Origin of the sequence: Streptomyces phyllanthi (genome assembly GCF_009377205.1) — a bacterium.
In the GTDB taxonomy this organism is placed as follows: Bacteria; Actinomycetota; Actinomycetes; order Streptomycetales; family Streptomycetaceae; genus Streptomyces; species Streptomyces phyllanthi.
This window is the reverse complement of the sequence record NZ_VJZE01000168.1, coordinates 1-16,776: the sequence shown is the minus strand read 5'-3', so window position 1 is coordinate 16,776 and position 16,776 is coordinate 1. Positions and strand designations below refer to the sequence as shown.

Genomic DNA, 16,776 nt, shown 5'->3' with positions numbered 1-16,776 from the left:
CTCCCCCACCGGCCTCACATCCCCCACCGGCCGCGTCTCTCCCACCGGCCGCGGGCCCCCCACCGGCCGCGTCTCCCCCACCGGCCGCGGGTCCTGTCCAGGCGGCGGGGGTCGTTCGTCCGGCTGCCGCCGATCGGCTCATCGAGCTGCTGCGAAGCGGACAGCCGGTGTTCGCGAACACCCAGGGCATCGCCTCCGCCGTGGCCGAGTTGCTGGACACGGCGAGCGTTCCCGGCACGGTGCCGCCCGGGCGGCGGCTGATTCTCGCTCCGCTGCACGGCCGCAGCCATGTCATGGGCAGCGTCCTCCTCGTCCGCGGACCCGGCCGGCCGGACTTCACCGGCGCCGACCTGCTCGTCGCCTCCCAGCTCGCCACGCACACCGCGCTCGGGATCGACAAGGCGGTGCTGTACGTGCGCGAGGCATCCGTCGCGGACGCGATCCAGCGCACGATGCTCCCTCCGTCGCTGCCCGCCCCGCCCGGAGTCCGGCTGGCCAGCCGGTATCTGCCGGCCTCACGGACCGCGCAGGTCGGCGGCGACTGGTACGACGCGATCCCCCTGCCCGGCAACCGCGTCGCCCTGGTGATCGGCGACGTGATGGGCCACTCCATGACCTCGGCCGCGATCATGGGCCAGCTGCGCACCATCGTGCAGACCCTGGCCGGCCTCGACCTGCCCCCGGACGAGGTCCTGCACCATCTCGACGAGCAGGCGGAGCGCCTGGGCAGCGAGCACATGGCGACCTGCCTGTACGCGATGTACGACCCCGTACTGCACCGGCTGCTGGTGGCCAACGCCGGCCACCCGCCCCCGGTGCTCCTGCACCCGGACGGCAGCGGGGAGGTGCTGTGGGTCCCGCCCGGAGCGCCGATCGGTGTCGGTAGCGGCATGTTCGAGTCCACCGAGATGCACGCGCCCGCCGGAGCGACCCTGCTGATGTACACCGACGGCCTCGTCGAGTCCCGCGACTCGGACGTACTGACCGGGGTGGAGCGGCTGCGCGCGCACCTGCACACCGCCGCCCCCGGGCCGGCGCCCCCGGCGCTGGAGATGCTGTGCGACCAGGCGCTGGGCACCCTGGGCACCCGGGAGCGGGACGACGACATCGCGCTGCTCGCCGCCCGGTTCGAGGGCATCCTGCCGGAGACCGTCGCGTACTGGTACATGGCTCCGCGTCCGCAGACCGCGAGCCAGGCCCGCCGGCTGACCCGCAGGACACTGCGCCACTGGGGTCTCGACTCCCTGCTGGAGTCGACCGAGCTCCTGGTCAGCGAGGTGGTGGCGAACGCCGTACGCTTCGCCTCCAAGCCGATCACCCTGCGGCTGCTCCGCACGGACGTGCTCCGTTGCGAGGTCGGCGACGACTCGTCACAGGTCCCGAGGATGCGGCACGCCCTTCTGAGCGACGAGGGCGGCCGAGGGCTGTTCCTGGTCGACCAGCTGGCGCGGCGCTGGGGGGCGACGAGGGTGAGCACGGGCAAGGTGGTCTGGTTCGAACAGCCACTGCCCGGCGACCAGGAGCACGGCCGGACCGGCCACGGCTGAGGAACGGCCCACGGCTGAGGAACGGCCACGCACCCCCGGCGGATGGGCTGCGTGAGGGAGCTGCCCGACCGGCGGCCACGGAAACGAGACGGTGAATTCTCGGATCAGTGTCCGGCGAACTGGACGCGGGTCGGCTGGACGACGTTCGGGCGTAGCGCGATCCCGTCGACGGTCAGTCGTTCTCCGTAGATGTCGGTGATCCTGATCGCGCCACCGCATCCGCCGCCCTGTTCGGAGAGGAAGTAGTTGTATTCGGTACGGGTCAGCCGGGTCCAGCCGCCACCGGTGCGCACCTCCAGGCGCGCCAGCGGGTTCCGGTGGCCGAGCACCTGGATGCCGCACCAGTACTGGCTGGAGCCGGTCTTGTACCGGACGGAGAGCGTGTCGGGCTTGCCGGGGCTCAGCAGGCTCCAGGTGATCGGGATCCGACCGCGGGACGGGTCGGCGAGCTTGGCGAAGGCCTGTGCGCTGAGGTCGAGTTGGCCGGGTGCGCAGGGCAGCGGGCACTCGTTGGTGATCCGGACCGTGACGGTGGCTCCGTCGGCCGCGCGGACGAGCACGGAGGCTCCGCACGCCTTGGACACCTCGTAGTCGGTGGTGTTCATCGCCGCGATCATGAGGTCGTCGCTGGGGCCGTACGAGCAGGCACCGTCGCCGTTCCCGGCGTCGTACAGGGTGGCGACTCCCCGGTAGGTGGCGCCGGGCTTGATCCGTCCCGCCAACGGTGCAGCGCCGGAGGCCTTCTGCGGGGCGGGCTCGGCCGGTGGCCGCGCCTTGGGGGTGGTCGCGGTGGGCGCCGGCTTGGTCGTACGGGCTGACGCGGTCGGAGACGCCGAGGGTGACGGGGACGCGGTGGACGGCTTCCGCCCCGGCGCCGTGGGCGACTCGGTCACCCGGGTACCGGCCACCGACGCGGCGGCCCCGCGCCCGTCATCGCCCCCGCCGTCGGGACGGAAGGCCACGAACAGGGATATGACGAGCACGACGGCCGCCACGGCGGCGGATATGAGAACGGTGCGCCGCTCATGGGGAGAACGGCGCCGGGAATGGCTCGCCACGGATGAGGTCCTTACGTGGTTCGGGAGAACACGTGTGCGGTGTGAGGCTCCAGTGAAGGGAGCCTACGACCCATCAGTGGCCGCCGGGGCCGAAAAGGTTGCCGAGCCGGCCGGAACAGACCGGAACACACCGGAACGGGCCGGAACGGGCCGGCGTTCTACGACCGCGCGCCCACCCGGCGCGACGAGTCGGCCGCGGGCTTGGCCACCGCAGGCTTGGCCACCGCAGGCTTCGCCGCGGGCTTGGTCTCACCGGCTGCGGGCCTGGGCACCACGGGCTTGGGCACGCCCGCCGCGGGCTTGGCCGCACCGACGGCGGGGTTGAAGCGGCTGTTCGCCCGGCAGCCGAGGAGCTTGTAGATGTCGGGCTTCCCCGCCTCGGGGCGGATCCACTGGTACTGGCACGCCCCCTGGATGAACCGGCCCTGGACACCGCCGGGGAAGTCGATCTCCTTGTTCCACAGGTACGGCGACTGGATGCCGGTCATCCGCGCGGTGGCGTTCACATCGATCCCGCCGGGCGCCTGGATCGCGTACACCCAGCCGGTGTGCTGGGGGTTGTTGGCGCCCGACGTGGCGAAGTACTGCGCCACCCACCGGTCGCAACTGGTGCTGAGGTGCGCGGTGTTCTGCCCGCCGCCCCCGGTGATCCACTCCGCCAGCGGGGTGAGGTCGTCGCCGAACGGGGTGAGGCCGTCCCGGAAGATCGGCTCCGGGTCGGTCCGGGTGTCCCCCCGCCACAGCGTGTTGTCGTCGTGACGCCAGTACCAGCCCTCGCGCATCGAGGCGAGGTTCACCTGCCGCCGGATCCCGCTGTCCGTCGTGGTCTGCGCCCAGTCCGACACCTTGAACGCACCGGTCGGGCCGCAGGGCCCGGTGTCCCGGATCTGCTCCGGGGTTCCCGGGAACGGCGGATCCGACGCGGCACCGGCGGGCGAGGTCAACGCCAGCGAAGCGGCGAGAACGGTGACGGTGGAAGCGGTACGGAACGCGGTCTTCAACAACGCGGTCTTCATGGTCGGGCCAGCCCATCACTCGGCACACATGACTCCCGGTTCCTAGCCGCAATCCGGAGCGTTCCCGACCGGTGTCCGTCACAGTCACTCGCGGGCGCCTCCCACGTCCCCCGCCAGGCGTGGCGGGCCTCGGTGACGTCCTCGGCCGACCGGCGCCGGATCGGCGCACGCGCAGCCGCAGGACGAGGTGCCCCGATGTTCACGCGGCGGCTCAGGGGATGATGACGAGTCCGGTGCGGGTCACAGGCGGAGGACGATCAGGGCGGTGTCGTCGGAGGTGCCGGTGGATGGGAGAAGGTCGGCGAGGAGGGCGTCGGCCAGGGTCTCGGGGTCGAGCTGCCGGTGGCGGCTGAGGGAGTCGGCGAGGCGTGCCAGGCCGGTGTCGATGTCCTCGGTACGGCGCTCGATCAGGCCGTCGGTGTACAGGACCAGGGTGGCGCCTTCGGTGAAGGACGTACGGGCCTGGGGGCGGGGGACGTGTTCGGGGCCTGCGCCGAGCGGCGGGTCGGTGGCCTGGTCGAGGAAGACCACGGTGCCCTCGGGGTCGAGCAGGGCGGGCGGAGGGTGGCCCGCACTGCTGTAGGTGATGGTGTTGCCGCCCCAGTCGATGAAGGCCATCGCCGTGGTGGTCGTCTCGGCGCCGTCGACGGAACGGGCGTACATGTCGAGGGCCTCCAGGGCCTGCGCCGGGCCGTCGGTGACGCGGGCTGCCGCGCTCAGCGCGCTGCGCAGCTGTCCCATGACGCAGGCGGCGGCCAGCCCGTGGCCGACGACATCTCCGACGGCGACTGCGACACGGTCGCCGGGCAGGTCGGCCAGGTCGTACCAGTCGCCGCACACGTTCAGGGCGTCGATGGCGGGCTGGTAGCGCACGGCTGCCTGATGGTGCAGGGGCCGGGGTGCGGGCAGCAGGGCCGCCTGCAGGGCCAGGGCGACCCCTTGTTCGCGGGCGTGCGCCTGGCGCAGGCGTTCGTTGACCTCCTGCAGTTCCCTGGCGCGGGTGTACAGCTCGGCCTCCAGCACGCGTGCCCGGCTGTCGCCGCCCGGGCCGCCGCGGGCCCGGATGAGTTCGGTGACCTCCTCCACCCGGTGCACGATCAGCACCACCCGCCCGTCGGGGCCGAGGATGGGCGCGTTGACGGGGCTCCAGAAGTGCTCCTGCCAGTGGCCGGGCCGCGCGGCGTCCTCGATGTCGTAGCGGAGCACGGCCATGGTGTCGCGCTCGCCGGTGGCCACCGCACGCAGCATCGACGCCTGGGTCTCCCGCATGCCCGCCGCGGCCGGTTCGTTCGGGTTCTCGGGGAAGACGTCGAAGATGTAGCGGCCCAGCAGCTGCTCACGGGTGCGGCCCGCCAGCCGCTCGAAGTCCTCGTTGACGTCGACGTACACCAGCTCCGGCGTGAGGAGCGCCACCATGCCGGGGAGGCCGTGGAAGACCGCCGCGTAGTCGATCTGCGGTTGCCTCATGTGCTGCCTGCCTCGGAGCCGAACGTCGGATTCCTGTTTCACCACGATAGGAGCGACCGCGCCGTGAGGCCCGGGCACAGCTCCCTTCGGGTCCTGGCAGACCTCGATACCCCTGTGCCTCTCGGTCCCCCTGTGTCTCTCGGTCCCCCTGTGTCTCTCGGTCCCCCTGTGTCTCTCGGACCTCCTCTGCCTCTCGGCCCTCCTCTGCCCCTCCGCGATCCCGGACCGCCGCCTTCCCGGCCGACATGCTCCTGGCCCATTAACGTGCGGACATGGAACTCGGCCTGCTCCTCGCACTCTGCGCCGCCGTCCTGATGGGAACGGCGACCGTCTTCCAGGCGCTCGGCGCGCGGGCGGTGGCCGCCGAGGGGCCGGGGGCGGCGGTGCGGGCCACATGGCAGTGGCCGTTCCTCGTCGGGCTCGCTCTCGACACGCTGGGCTTCGTGTCCGAACTGCTCTCCCTGCGCTCGGTCCCGCTCTTCCTGGTGGAAGCGGCGGTCGCCGGGTCCCTGGCGGTCACCGCGGTCGTCGCGGCGGGCATGTTGCACATCCGGCTGCGGCGGGTGGAATGGGCGGCGGTGGGCGCGGTGTGCTGCGGGCTCGCGCTGATGGCGGTCGCGGCGGGCCGCGAGACGGGCAACGACGGCGACGAGACGATGCGGCTCGCGGTACTGGCAGCCTCGGTCGGACTGGCGGTACTGGGCTGGGCGGTGAGCGCCCGCTTCGGCAGGATGCGCCACCGTGCCGCCGTGCTGGGCGGTATGGCGGGGGCCGGTTTCGGCCTGGTGGCCATCGCCGCCCGGTTCCTGCCGGGCCTGACCGTGCCGGACATCCTCGCCGATCCGGCGGCGTACGCCGTGGTCGTCTCCGGGATCTCCGGCTACCTGCTGCTGATCGGGGCCCTCCAGTCGGGTGCGGTCACCGCCGCCACCGCGGCGATGGTCATCGGCCAGACCGTCGGGCCCGCGGTCTTCGGCATCGTCTGGCTGGGAGACAGCACCCGGCACGGGCTCGGGTCGCTCGCGGCGGCCGGGTTCGCGCTCTCGATCGCGGGCGCACTCACTCTGGCCCGCTTCGGCGAGGCGGAGCAGCACAGCGCGTAGACACGTGGGCACTGCGCCCCGTCGCCCCGTCGCCCCGTCGCCCCGTCGCCCTGCGTGTCGGTCACGGGCCCGCGTGGACGGTACGGTGCCCGGTTCATCAGTCGGTGTGCGGGAGGAGACTAGGCCGTTCCGCTCGGCCTCAGCCGCCGTTCGGCTGATGGACCAGGTCAGTCGGGTCGGTGTTGGCGCCGCACAGCACGACGGCGACCTTCTCTCCGTCGCCGGGGCGGTAGCCGTGCCCCGTCGGCATGGTGAGCGCGGCGAGCGCGGTGGCGGCGGCGTGCTCGACCGCCACCCTGTGGTGGTCCCACAGGGCCTGGCGGGCGCGGACGATCTCGTCGTCCGGTACGAGCACGGGGTGGACGCCGTCCTGCTGAGCGGCGTGCAGGGCCATGGCGGAGATCCGGCGGGCGCCGAGGGAGTCGGCGGCGACGGAGTCCACGGGGACATCGACCGGACGGCCGGCCTCGATGGCCGCGTGCAGCGCGCGGCAGTTCCGCGGCTCGACCGCGACGGTACGGATGCCACGGTGCTGGGCGGCGGTGGCGATCCCGGCGAACAGGCCTCCGCCACCGACGGCGACCACCACCGTGTCCAGGCCGGGGATCCGGGCCTGGATCTCCTCCAGCAGCGTGCCGGCCCCGGCGGCGATCAGCGGGTGGTCGTAGGCGTGCGAGGCGAGCGCCCCGGCCGTGGCGGCGAAGTCCTCGCACGCGGCCAGGGCCTCGGCGTACTCCGCGCCGACGAGACGTACATCGGCACCGTACGAGCGGAGCTTGGCCACCTTCACCGCCGGGGCGGTGGCCGGCAGGAACACGGTGGCTCGCACGCCCTGCTGCTGGGCTGCCCACGCGCAGGCCATCCCGGCGTTGCCTCCGGAGGCGATCGTCACTCCGGCGTCGGGAAGGGTGCCGGCCTCGCGGTGGGCCTGGATGAAGTTCTGCGCGCCGCGGGCCTTGAAGCTGCCGGTGTGCTGCATGTACTCCAGCGCCAGCCAGACCTCGTGGTCCCCCGGGTCGACCGGCGCGAGGGTGACACGACGGACACGCCCCGCGATCCGGTCCTTGGCGGCCTTGATGTCGCCGTAGGTGAGCTGGTGCACTTCGTGGCTCCTGTCATGGGGTGAACGACACCTCCACCCTCTCAGTGGCCGGCCGGGCGGATGCCCACCGGTCCACGTGCGGTCCGGCCGACGAGTTCGACGGCGTCGATCGCGCGGGAGGCCGACTCCCTGTCGGCTTCCTCGACGCCCGCGACGATGTCCCGCGGGGCGTTGCGCCCTGCTGCTCGTGGCCTCGTCAGGCCTCGCGGCCCCGTGCCGTCGGCGCCGCGCCGAGGCGCAGGAGTACGGCGGTGTCGGGGCGGGGCAGGGAGACGGTGAGCTGTCCCTCGGCGGGGTCCCAGAGCGCGGTGGCGTCGGAGGTGGCGGGGTAGAGCAGCATGGGACGGAGGTCGGCTCCGCGCAGGTGGGAGATCGTGAAGGCTCGGGTGCTGTCGTCGGCTCCGCCCCGGTCCCGTGGGCGCGGGACTCCGCCTCGCTCGTCGTTGGCCTGCCCCCGTCGCCACAGGGTGAGCCAGGTGGCGGCGTCGCCGCGCCGGCCGGAGGCGATCCAGGTGTCCTCCCACGAGGGAAGCCCGAGCGGCCAGAACGGACGGCTGTCGGGGATCTCCGAGCGGATGGCCTTGTAGACGGAGACGGCCGAGCGTACGAGTTCGAACTGCTCCGCGTTCATGCGGTCGAGGAACCCGGACAGATGGATACGGCCCGACAGCGCGCCGGTGAGGGTGAAGGCGATCTCGTCCAGGCTGAAGTGCGGCTGGGGATAGGCCCACACGGCGGCCTGCTCGGGGGTCACCGCTGTGGCGGCCGCGGCCGCGATGGGCGGATAGCGCAGCGGGTCCTGCTGGTCGCTGGTGGACTGCAGCTGGACGACCGCGAGCTGCGCGTGGTCCATGCGCAGCCCGCCCGACGCGCAGTTCTCCAGGACGAGGCCGGGGTGCCGGTCGAGGAGGGAGCCGAGCCAGTCGAGGTGCGCACGGTGGTGCCCGAGCAGGCCGGCGCCCGCGCTTTCGGCACCGTGCTCGGTGCCGGGACCGATGTTGACGTTGTAGTCGAGCTTCAGATAGCCCACACCCCAGTCGCCCACGATCCGGTCGACGACCCGGTCGAGGTGGGCGCGGGCGGCGGGATGGCGCAGGTCCAGGTGGTGGCGGCCGTGCTCGGTGACGCGGACTCCGCCCCGGCGGAAGAAGGCCTCGTCCGGCAGGGTGCGGGCCAGCGGGCTGCGCACGCCGACCACTTCGGGCTCCAGCCAGAGTCCGGGGGTCATTCCGTGCGACCTGATGGCGTCCAGGACCTGCTGGATACCGCCCGGGAAGCGACTGGCGGAGGCGTCCCAGGCGCCGACGGCGTCCCACCAGCCCTGGGCGTCGTCGTCGTACCAGCCGGCGTCGATGACGAAGACCTCGGCGCCGGCGGAGCCCGCCGCCTCGATGAGCGGCATGAGCTTGTCGGTGGTGGGGTCACCCATCAGGGTGTTCATGTAGTCGTTGTAGATCACCGGAAGTGCCGTGTGGTCCGGGTGGCCGCGGCGCGTACGGCGGCGGTAGGCGGTGAGTTCGCCGAACGCGGCGTCCAGACCGCCGGCCCGGGCCCCGACGAGGACGGCCGGGACGGTGGTGAACTCCTGGCCGGGCTCCAGGGTCTCTCGCCACTGGTGATGGGCGTCGTCGGGTCCGAACAGCGCGACGTAGGCGGCGCCTTCCCGTTCGCCGGTCTCGTAGCGCCAGCCCGCGCTGGACTCGACCTGCCAGAGCCAGGCGCGACCCGCCTGATCGGTGAGCGCGGCGATCGGCAGGTGCCGTCCGGTGGACCAGCTTCCCTGCGAGTACCGCTCGAAGCAGCCGCGTCCCTCGTGGCCGTGGGCGGACCGGTTCAGGGAGACGATGTGGTCACGGAACGCGGCGTGCCGCCAACGGCACTCGGCGAGCCAGTCGTTGTCCGCCCAGTGGAGGGTCAGGCCGTCGAGAGCTCCCCCGGCGTCCACGATGCCGCCGAGGGCCAGGGTCGACACGCTCTCCAGCCGGAGCGGGGCGCTGCCCTCGTTGACCAGGCGCACCTGCGAGCGCAGGAAGCCGGCGCCGGGCCGTGTCCGCAGGGTGATGTCGGCGGCCAGGCCGGTCACCGGGTCCGCCAGCCGGATGGTGGTGCACTGCCCGCCCTCGTCCTGAACCGTCTCGTGGCCGCGGTGGGTCAGGCGGCCGCCGATGGCGCTGTCGATGAAGCGCTCCCCCGACCAGGTGCGACCGTGGCCGGTGAGGGTGACCTCAACGAGGGGGAGCAGGGAGTCCCAGTCCTGTCCGGGCGCGCCCAGTCTGACCGACCCGGCGGAGTCCGCGATGGCGTGCAGCCCGAGGGCGTCATGGGACCAGAGAAGAGACCTCTCAGCTGCTTCGACAGCGGTAGTCAACGCGGTTCCCTTCTCCGGGGTGCGGTCTTTCGCGGCTGCGGGGCGGGGCCTTTCGCGGGTTTTTCGCGGTCTTTCGCGTGATTGTGATCGTTCACAATCCTTGCATGGGTGTGACCGGTCACACAAGCCCCGGCAGCCACTCGGGCCCCGGACAGGAGCCGCAAGGCCGCCTGTATTCGGGACCACGACCGCCGACCACGACCTCGCCAAGGCCGAACCCCAGCCACTGCGAGAGCCCTCAGCGGGGCCCGGCCGTGGTGGCCGGACCCCGGCAGGGGCGTCAGACGTCGGCCGGCACGGATCCGTCTTCTGCGCGGGCGCCGAGGAGCCTACGGCGGGCGGCTGTCAGCGCGGCGTCGATGTCGCGGGTGCCGGTGGCGATGCACAGGGTGTACGAGACGTCGTCCAGGCGCAGGCGCGCCTCGGTGCCGCCTTCCTCTGCGTTGAGCGCGTACAGGCTCTTGTACTGCTCGAGCAGGTCGGCGAGGACTGCGGGGTGAGCCATGAGCATGGGAGCTGCTCCTTTTACACGGGGTGGGGGGTGAGGGCCTGTGGTGCCCGATACCTGGTGGGCATGTGAGCCTCCGCCGATGTGGCGGCGCCGAGGGCCGTCGGCTCGAATCCGGAGGGGAGGGCTCCGGACGGCGCACACCAGAGGGCAGCCGTTCTCGGCCGCTCCCGCGGTGGGCCTGTGATCCCAAGCACCTGCCGGGCCGAATGCCCTAGTCGCAGGGGCTCAAACCGGCCCCACCGGACCCGGTGCCGTCACCGGGCACGGTCACCGGGCATGGTCGCGCGAAAGGGTCGCCCCCTGCGGAAAGGCGGGCGATATGAGTCCTCCTACTCAGGACAGCGGGCACCCCGATGCCCCACCGTGGTGTCGGCGCCGACGGTGCCGACGGTGCCGACACCAGAGGCCAGGGGGATACCAATGGAGATCACCGCACGACGGAAGCGACAAGGGAAGCAACAGCGGACCACCGCACTGTGTCTTCTCCTGGCCGTGCCGCTGTGGGTGCTGGCGGCGCTGGCGCTCTTCAACGGCCTCTTCACCGCGCTCTTCCTGCGCGAGTGGATGTTCGGCAGCGACGACGTCCCCCTCGGTGTCCACAGTCGGGAGTTTCTCTTCCTGGGTGCTTCCCTGGCGTTGATCACTGCCCTGCGCTGGTGGCCCGGCGTTCGCGCACTGCGCCGTGAGGTGCGGGCAGTGGTGTTCGGCGTGCTCGTGTGCGCGGTGTCCCTCGTCTTCATGCTCTGGGTCATCGGTCTGTGAGCAGGGTCGGGAACCGACGTCGACGAACGGCCGCGGGCGTCAGCCGTTCGCCGCGGCCTTCTTGATCGCTTCGCGGATCCGGGAGTACGTACCGCAGCGGCACACGTTCTCGATGTCGTCGATGTCGGCGTCGGTCGGATGGGGAGTCTTCTTCAGCAGGGCTGCCGCGGCCATGATCTGGCCCGGCTGGCAGAAGCCGCACTGCGCGACATCGCGGTCGAGCCATGCCTGCTGCACGGGGTGCAGTGTGTCGCCGTCGGCCAGGCCTTCGATCGTGGTGACCTCGCGGTTCGCGCAGTCCGCGACCCGCACGACACAGGGCTGGATCTCCCCGCCGTCGAGATGACTCGTACAGGCACGGCAGACACCCACGCCACAGCCGTACTTGGGGCCTGTGACGTTCAGCATGTCCCGCAGGACCCACAGCAGCGGCATGTCGGCCGGGGCCTCGACGGTGACCGGCTTCCCGTTGAGGACGAAGGAGTAGGAGGGCATCGGCACCTTCTCGGAGGTCGGGTCAGAAGTTGAGGGGGAAGCGGCGGGGCTTGGTGCCGGTCGCCCGGGCATAGGCGTTGGCGACGGCGCCGGCCGCGGCCGGAACGCCGAGTTCGCCCGCCCCGCCCGGTTCCCGCCGGGAGGGCATGATGTGCGCCTCGAAGCTCAGCGGGGCGTGCCGCTGGCGGGCGTAGTGGAAGTCTGCGTAGCTGCTCTCGCGGACGGCACCCCGGTCGATGTGCAGACCGGCCTGGAGGACGGTGGAGATGCCGTCGATCGCGGTGCCCATGAGCTGGGCCTCGAGGCCGCGCGGGTTGACGGCCGTTCCGACGTCGGCCGCCATCACCACCTTGGTCACCCGGGGGTTCTTCGGGTCGGCGGCGTCGATCTCGACCAGGCAGGCCACACAGGATCCGTACTCCTCATGGACGGCGACGCCCTGCGCCTGGCCGGCCGGCAGTGTCCGGCCCCAGTCACCGGCGTCCGCGACCTTGTCGAGCACGGCTTTGACGGCCTTGTCCCTGAGTGTGGTGCGCCGGAAGGCGACCGGGTCCTTGCCCAGGCTCCTCGCGACCTCGTCGACGACGATCTCCTCCGCGGTCCGCATCGTCCCGGAGTCCACCGACCGCCAGGCGCCGAGGGGTATCGCCAGTTCGACCGAGCCCGAATCCCCGGAGACACGGCCGAAGTTGTACAGGCCGCTGTCGCTGGGCAGCGGACCGGCGGCGCGTGCGACGGCCGGGGTCACCCGGCCCTGGGCGGGCCCCTGGGCAGATCCCTGGGCGGACAGGCCCTGTCCCTCGTACGACTCGCTCACCGAGGCCGTCGCGTGGGTGAACGCCACCACCCGGCCCCGTGCGTGACTGGCCCGGATCCGGTGGTGGCTGGCCGGGCGCATCCTGCCGTGCCGTATGTCGTCGGCGCGGCTCCACATCAGCTTGACCGGCCGGCGTGCCGCCTTCGAGATGAGGGCCGCCTCGATCGCGGCGTCGTGGTTGAGCCGCCGGCCGAAGGAGCCGCCGCCTCGCATGACGTGGACCTTCACCTTCGACTCGGGCAGCCCGACCGCCGAGGCGATGCTGGCCCGCGCGTCCATCGGCGTCTGGGAGGAGAACCAGATCTCGGCGCGGTTCGCGCGTACGTCCGCCACCGCGGTCAGCACCTCCATCGGGGCGTGGCTGACGAAGGCGAACTCGAACTCGCCCTCCGTCTGCGTCGACCCGCGCGGCGGATCGCCGAGCCGTGGGACGGCGGCCCGCAGCCGCGAGCGGATCGCGGCGTCGGAGAGCGACACGAGCGGGCCCGGGGCCCAGGTGATCCGCAGGGCGTCCCTCGCCCTGAAGGCGTGGTGGAAGGACTCCGCTACCACGGCGACCCCACCGGCGACCTTGACGACGGCGTGGACGCCCGGCATCGCCCGCGCCACCCGGGAGTCGACGGAGACGAGCTTCCCGCCGAGCGTCGGCGGCCGGACCACCACGGTCGGCTTCGCTCCGGCCACCGCCAGGTCCCCGGCGTACTTGGCCTTGCCGGTGACGATGTCCCGGGCGTCGATCCGGGTCGTCGGCTTCCCGATCACCCGGTGCCGGGACGCCGGCTTGGGCTTGCTCGACACGGCCGGGCGTCGGATCCTGGCGGCGCTCGCGGTCAGCGATCCGAAGGTGGCCGAACGCCCGTCCGGTGCGATCACCTTCGTGTTCCTGGTGCGCAGGGACCGCGCGGGGAGGTTCCAGCGCCTGGCCGCCGCGGTCACCAGCTTGGCCCGCGCCAGGGCGGCCAGCTCGCGGGCCGGACCGTACAGCGAACTCACCGAGCTCGAACCGCCGGTGAACTGGTTGCCCTTGGTACGGGCGTCGGCGAGCGGGATGGCGACGTCGACGAGCCGGGCGTCCAGCTCCTCGGCGATCATCATGGCGACCGCGGTGGTGACGCCCTGACCGACCTCGACGCGCGGCAGCCTTACGACGACCTTGTTGGCCTTGGTGACTTCGAGGACCAGCATCTCCCCGTCGGTGCCGGTCACCAGGACGTCGGACGGGGTGCGCGTCGCGGCCGCGGTGGGCTCGGCGCCTTCCGCCGTCGCCGCGTCACAGCCGAGCGGCGCGGCGACGGTCAGCGTGGATGCCGCGAGCGAGTAGACCACGAACTTCCGGCGGGACAGCTGACGGGCCAACGGACGCTCCTCTCCGAGTCTTCCGGTGGTTCGACTGGTATGAGGGGTGAGCGCTCCTCGGGGTTGCCTGCGGAAGCCGAGCTACCGGAATTCGTGCCGGGGCGGGCTGGTTCGGGGTCGCCCTTGACCTCGCATGTGGGGGAAGACCGGCAGCGCGTACGGTGATGGTTCTCCGGACCGTGCCCGTGCCACGCCCGGCCGAGCTCGGGGAAACGGTGCTGTTCAGCGGCCGCCGTCGTGTCGTGTTGACTGAGGGAGAGGCAGGCGGTGGCCGTGAGGGCCGTTGGAAAGTGTCTGGAGCGGAGCTTGATGAAGAAGCCCTGTCGGCAGGCTTACTGGTATCGCCTGCGCGTGCGTACAGCCGCTGAGCCGTGGGCCGGGTGGCAGGGACTGGGCGGACCGGAGTTCAGCCGGGTGCCGAACGGGGCGTTGCAGGACTCGTCCCTGGAAGTGTGGGCCGCCGCGTTCCTTCAGGAGGCCCTGAGTGAACTCGACGACCTGCGTGGTGACCTGCTGATCGAGTGCTATGAGGGGCCGGCCCCGAGTGCGGGTGCCGAACCCGTGCACTCCGCCCAGGTGCCGCTGGGACCTGGGCGGCCGCTGATGTGACCGCCCCGGGGCCGCTCGCGCGGCGGGTTCACCAGCCAGGGGTACGGAAGGCCGCGGGCGCCGACCCGTCGAGGTGTCGGCGCCTGCCGGTGCCGGGGTCCCACATCCGTGGAGCCCGAGCGGGGTGCTGGAGCCCGAACCGGATCAGACCGGCACCGGGGCTCTGCTCACGTCCTCCTCCGCCGCGAGTGCCTTGTTGCGGCGGACGGACGACAGGAAGGAGGCCGCGATGAGGAGGACGCCGATCAGACCGGTGATGATCTCGCTGATCTGGTGCTGGATGGTGACCAGCAGGATCGCGGCGAGGGCGCCGATGGCGTAGTGGGCGCCGTGCTCCAGGTAGACGTAGTCGTCGAGGGTGCCCTGGCGTACCAGGTAGACCGTCAGGGACCGGACGTACATGGCGCCGATGCCGAGGCCGAGTGTCATCCAGAAGATGTGGTTCGTGATGGCGAAGGCACCGATCACACCGTCGAAGGAGAAGGACGCGTCCAGGACCTCGAGGTACAGGAAGAGGAAGAACGCGGCCTTGCCGGCGAGACCGGCCGCCGAGACCGGCTTGCCCCCTGCCCCGGCCTTCTCCTTGCCCTTCCCCTCTCCCGTCTCGTGTTCCCGCTCCTCCTCTTCCTCGAGCCGGTCCTCGAAGTAGCCGGACAGGCCGCCCACGACGAGGTAGGTGATCAGGCCTGCGACGCCGGAGAGCAGCACCGTGGCCGCCTTGTCCGCGTGGCCCGTGCTGACGTGCGCGTGGGTGGCGAAGGTCATCGCGGTCACCAGCAGCACGATGAGCGCGACGCACACCGACAGCATGTCGATCCTGCCGAGTCTGGCCAGCGGGCGCTCCAGCCTGCCGAGCCACTTGACGTCCCGGTCCTCGAAGACGAAGTCGAGGAAGATCATCAGCAGGAACATGCCGCCGAAGGCCGCGATCGCCGGATGGGCGTCGGTGACCAGGTCCTCGTACCGGTCGGGGTTGTCGATGGCGAGCTCTACGGCCTCGACGGGGCCGACCTTCGCGCTGATGGCGACGATCAGGACCGGGAAGACCAGCCGCATGCCGAACACCGCGACCATGATGCCGATGGTGAGGAAGACCTTCTGCCAGAAGGCGTTCATCTTCTTCAGGATTCCGGCGTTGACCACCGCGTTGTCGAAGGACAGCGAGATCTCCAGGATCGAAAGGATCAGTACGATCCCGAAGGCCTCCCAGCCCCACTGCCACGCCGCGTAGGCGAGCCCGGCCGCCGTGACGGCGAGCGACCAGCCGAATGTTCGCAAGATCATCTTCATCCCAACTATGAGCAAAGTGTTCCGTGATACGCCCGGCACCCAGCGGTCGCCTGCGTCCAGAGGCCGTCGGCGTCCAGCGGCCTTTTGGTGTCCAGCGGCCGTCGGCGTCCAGCAGTCGTCGGCGTTACGACGCCGGCCGGTCAAGGGCTGCGGTCGGCACCGCGGGCGCCACCTCGAACCAGACGACCCCGCCCGTGGCGGTGCGGGCGCCGCCCCGGCTCGCCGCCACGGACGCGACCGGCGCCAGGCCCCGGCCGCTCCCGGCGTACGGCTCGCGGCCACGCGGTGCGGGCAGCGCGGCCACCGTGTCGGTCACCTCCACCCGCAGCCGGCCCCCTGTCCAGCGCACCGTCACCGAGCACGGCCCGGTGGTGTGGCGTACCGCGTTGGCGATCACCTCACTCGAGAGCAGCCCGAGGTCGTCCCGCGTTTCGTCCGCCAGGGGGAGATTCCCGTCGCGGACCACCGCCAGGAGCAGCCGAGGCCTCGGGTACGGTCGCCGGGTCCTCCGGGGAGACCCGGTTCCTTGGTGCCAGGGACGAAGGGGCTCAGGGAGGGGAGACCGGCCGGTCCTCCGGTCGCAGGAGGACGGCGCCCTCGTCGCCTGCGCGCCCCGCGAGGGGGGGTCTGATCCCCCTCGGCGGCGCGGTCGGCGCCGGCGGGGCCGCCTGGTCGGGGCCGGTCCCGTGGCGTGGACGCACCCGGACCGGCCCCCTGCCCGCGAGGCGGGCTCAGGACTTCTCGGCCAGCTCCTTCAGGGCCTTCTCCGCGCCGGAGTTCAGCGGAACGGGCGCGACGTCCTGCGCCTGGTCGAGCTCGATCTCCGTCGCGGCCGCGTTCACCTTCTCCAGCTCGCTCCTCTTCTCGAAGATCAGCTTGACGATCTTCGCGGCGAGCTCCGGGTCGAAGCCCTTCCTCACCAGCAGCACGTTGGATACCACGATTGTGGGCACGTCCTTCGGCTGGCTGTATACGTCCGCGGGAATGGAGCCCTTCTGGTAGACGTCTCCGTACTTCTTGACCAGTGCGGGCAGTTGGGGGGTGACGTCGATGAGGCGTACGTCGTCCTTGAGGCTGGTCGTGAGGTCGGTGATGCCGCCGCTCGGAAGTCCGCCGGACCAGAACAGCGCGTCCAGGGTGCTGTCCTTCGTGACTCCTCCCCCTCGTGAACGAGGGGGCTTCTCGCTATGCCGGGTTGGCGTCGCGATGGACCAGCCCGGCCCGTAGCACGTTCAGGGCGCCCACTGTGTCCGCGTGCGCCTGGTGGCCGCAGGA

The 16,776-nt window shown here is 71.8% G+C and carries 15 protein-coding genes; 4 read left to right on the top strand and 11 right to left on the bottom strand.

Annotation, left to right across the window (positions count from 1 at the left end):
* On the top strand, window positions 1-1,547 hold a 1,547-nt coding region (locus FNH04_RS23035), incomplete at its 5' end, for a SpoIIE family protein phosphatase (RefSeq protein WP_152787198.1).
* 104 nt (window positions 1,548-1,651) lie between these two features.
* Here FNH04_RS23035 and FNH04_RS23030 read toward each other — a convergent pair.
* From FNH04_RS23030 to FNH04_RS23015, 3 genes are all read right to left on the bottom strand, one after another.
* The gene (locus tag FNH04_RS23030; RefSeq protein ID WP_322723586.1) at window positions 1,652-2,605 is read right to left on the bottom strand and encodes an expansin EXLX1 family cellulose-binding protein; all 954 of its coding nucleotides are present in this window, start codon (window positions 2,603-2,605) and stop codon (window positions 1,652-1,654) included.
* A 158-nt stretch (window positions 2,606-2,763) separates the two neighbouring features.
* Complete coding sequence (locus FNH04_RS23020; RefSeq protein WP_194236781.1) at window positions 2,764-3,621, bottom strand: scabin-related ADP-ribosyltransferase; 858 nt, start codon at window positions 3,619-3,621, stop codon at window positions 2,764-2,766.
* A 240-nt stretch (window positions 3,622-3,861) separates the two neighbouring features.
* Entirely contained in the window at window positions 3,862-5,088 is a 1,227-nt protein-coding gene (locus tag FNH04_RS23015) for a PP2C family protein-serine/threonine phosphatase (protein ID WP_152787196.1), read from the bottom strand.
* Window positions 5,089-5,360: 272 nt separating this feature from the next.
* On the opposite strand from FNH04_RS23015, the gene FNH04_RS23010 reads away from it, so the two are divergent.
* Entirely contained in the window at window positions 5,361-6,191 is an 831-nt protein-coding gene (locus FNH04_RS23010; protein WP_152787194.1) for a hypothetical protein, read from the top strand.
* Window positions 6,192-6,330: 139 nt separating this feature from the next.
* Here the strand turns inward: FNH04_RS23010 and FNH04_RS23005 are convergent, their stop codons facing one another.
* The 3 genes from FNH04_RS23005 to FNH04_RS22995 form a co-directional block, all read right to left on the bottom strand.
* Entirely contained in the window at window positions 6,331-7,293 is a 963-nt protein-coding gene (locus tag FNH04_RS23005; protein WP_322723584.1) for a threonine/serine dehydratase, read from the bottom strand.
* A gap of 196 nt (window positions 7,294-7,489) precedes the next feature.
* Window positions 7,490-9,661, bottom strand: a complete 2,172-nt coding sequence (locus FNH04_RS23000; protein ID WP_152787190.1) for an alpha-galactosidase — start codon at window positions 9,659-9,661, stop codon at window positions 7,490-7,492.
* Between the two features lie 280 nt (window positions 9,662-9,941).
* Entirely contained in the window at window positions 9,942-10,172 is a 231-nt protein-coding gene (locus tag FNH04_RS22995) for a DUF5133 domain-containing protein (RefSeq protein WP_152787188.1), read from the bottom strand.
* Between the two features lie 420 nt (window positions 10,173-10,592).
* On the opposite strand from FNH04_RS22995, the gene FNH04_RS22990 reads away from it, so the two are divergent.
* The gene (locus tag FNH04_RS22990; RefSeq protein ID WP_152787186.1) at window positions 10,593-10,934 is read left to right on the top strand and encodes a hypothetical protein; all 342 of its coding nucleotides are present in this window, start codon (window positions 10,593-10,595) and stop codon (window positions 10,932-10,934) included.
* 39 nt (window positions 10,935-10,973) lie between these two features.
* On the opposite strand, the gene FNH04_RS22985 is transcribed toward FNH04_RS22990, so the two are convergent.
* A complete protein-coding gene (locus tag FNH04_RS22985) occupies window positions 10,974-11,429 on the bottom strand; it encodes a (2Fe-2S)-binding protein (protein ID WP_152787184.1) in 456 nt (151 codons plus the stop codon).
* Between the two features lie 22 nt (window positions 11,430-11,451).
* On the bottom strand, window positions 11,452-13,572 hold the full coding sequence (locus FNH04_RS22980) for a xanthine dehydrogenase family protein molybdopterin-binding subunit (protein ID WP_322723588.1): 2,121 nt from the start codon (window positions 13,570-13,572) through the stop codon (window positions 11,452-11,454).
* A gap of 381 nt (window positions 13,573-13,953) precedes the next feature.
* On the opposite strand from FNH04_RS22980, the gene FNH04_RS22975 reads away from it, so the two are divergent.
* Window positions 13,954-14,211 (top strand): hypothetical protein, encoded by a 258-nt coding sequence (locus FNH04_RS22975; protein ID WP_152787182.1) that lies wholly within the window; start codon window positions 13,954-13,956, stop codon window positions 14,209-14,211.
* A 144-nt stretch (window positions 14,212-14,355) separates the two neighbouring features.
* On the opposite strand, the gene FNH04_RS22970 is transcribed toward FNH04_RS22975, so the two are convergent.
* From FNH04_RS22970 to FNH04_RS22960, 3 genes are all read right to left on the bottom strand, one after another.
* Window positions 14,356-15,495: a DUF475 domain-containing protein gene (locus FNH04_RS22970; protein WP_152787180.1), complete on the bottom strand. Its 1,140-nt coding sequence runs from the start codon at window positions 15,493-15,495 to the stop codon at window positions 14,356-14,358.
* A 130-nt stretch (window positions 15,496-15,625) separates the two neighbouring features.
* Complete coding sequence (locus FNH04_RS22965) at window positions 15,626-15,967, bottom strand: ATP-binding protein (protein WP_152787178.1); 342 nt, start codon at window positions 15,965-15,967, stop codon at window positions 15,626-15,628.
* Between the two features lie 265 nt (window positions 15,968-16,232).
* Window positions 16,233-16,709, bottom strand: coding sequence for a TAXI family TRAP transporter solute-binding subunit (locus tag FNH04_RS22960; protein WP_322723587.1), 477 nt, complete (start codon window positions 16,707-16,709; stop codon window positions 16,233-16,235).
* Window positions 16,710-16,776 lie beyond the last annotated feature (67 nt).

Coding starts and splice junctions, on each gene's coding strand:
- FNH04_RS22970 (WP_152787180.1), bottom strand. CDS start 15,495: ATGATCTTGCGAACATTCGGCTGGTCGCTCGCCGTCACGGCGGCCGGG.
- FNH04_RS22990 (WP_152787186.1), top strand. CDS start 10,593: ATGGAGATCACCGCACGACGGAAGCGACAAGGGAAGCAACAGCGGACC.
- FNH04_RS22995 (WP_152787188.1), bottom strand. CDS start 10,172: ATGCTCATGGCTCACCCCGCAGTCCTCGCCGACCTGCTCGAGCAGTAC.
- FNH04_RS22985 (WP_152787184.1), bottom strand. CDS start 11,429: ATGCCCTCCTACTCCTTCGTCCTCAACGGGAAGCCGGTCACCGTCGAG.
- FNH04_RS23020 (WP_194236781.1), bottom strand. CDS start 3,621: ATGAAGACCGCGTTGTTGAAGACCGCGTTCCGTACCGCTTCCACCGTC.
- FNH04_RS23010 (WP_152787194.1), top strand. CDS start 5,361: ATGGAACTCGGCCTGCTCCTCGCACTCTGCGCCGCCGTCCTGATGGGA.
- FNH04_RS23015 (WP_152787196.1), bottom strand. CDS start 5,088: ATGAGGCAACCGCAGATCGACTACGCGGCGGTCTTCCACGGCCTCCCC.